Origin of the sequence: Hydrogenophaga sp. 70-12, from assembly GCF_001897365.1 — a bacterium.
Classification (GTDB): domain Bacteria; phylum Pseudomonadota; class Gammaproteobacteria; order Burkholderiales; family Burkholderiaceae_C; genus Hydrogenophaga; species Hydrogenophaga borbori.
This window is the reverse complement of the sequence record NZ_MKSS01000357.1, coordinates 1-965: the sequence shown is the minus strand read 5'-3', so window position 1 is coordinate 965 and position 965 is coordinate 1. Positions and strand designations below refer to the sequence as shown.

Below are 965 nucleotides of genomic sequence, written 5' to 3'. Positions count from 1 at the left end.
GTTCGAGATCGGCACCATCCTCAAGATGGGCTTCCCGGGCTACTTCCTCATCGTGGGCGACTTCATCAACTGGGCCAAGAACAACGGCTGCCCGGTGGGGCCGGGCCGCGGCTCGGGCGCGGGCTCGCTGGTGGCCTACGCGCTCAAGATCACCGACCTCGACCCGCTGCAATACAACCTGCTGTTCGAGCGCTTCCTCAACCCGGAGCGGGTGTCCATGCCCGACTTCGACATCGACTTCTGCCAGGGCAACCGCGACCGCGTCATCGAGTACGTGAAGCAGAAATACGGCAAGGACGCGGTGAGCCAGATCGCCACCTTCGGCACCATGGCCGCGCGCGCGGCCATCCGCGACGTGGGCCGCGTGCTCGACCTGTCCTACGGTTTCTGCGACGGCATCTCCAAGCTGGTGCCCAACAAGCCCGGCATGAGCGTGACCCTGCAGTACCCGCCCGTGCCCAAGAAAGAGGGCGACAAGAACAACTACGCGCTCGAGATGGAGCCGCTGCTGGCCGAGCGCGTGCGCCAGGAAGAAGACGTCAAGACCCTGATCGAGCTGGCACAGAAGCTCGAGGGCATGACCCGCAACGTGGGCATGCACGCGGGCGGCGTGCTGATCGCGCCCGGCAAGCTCACCGACTTCTGCCCGCTGTACGCACAGCCCGGCAGCGACTCGGCCGTGAGCCAGTACGACAAGGACGACGTCGAGGCGATCGGTCTGGTGAAGTTCGACTTCCTGGGCCTGGCCACGCTCACCATCCTGGAAATCGCGCGCGAGTTCATCATGAAGCGCCACAAGGGGCAGGAGAACTTCCGCTTCGAGGACGTGCGGCTTGACGATCCCAAGGTCTATGCCCTGTTCTCGCGTGGCCAGACCGAAGCCGTGTTCCAGTTTGAAAGCCGCGGCATGCAGGGCATGCTGCGCGACGCCAAGCCCACGCGCCTGGAGGACCTGATCGCGCTCA

Annotated in this window: 1 protein-coding gene; it reads left to right on the top strand. The window is 65.1% G+C overall.

The genetic code is table 11. From position 1 onward, the window contains the following. On the top strand, positions 1-965 hold a 965-nt coding region (dnaE, locus tag BGO22_RS18415), incomplete at both ends, for a DNA polymerase III subunit alpha (protein WP_286852128.1).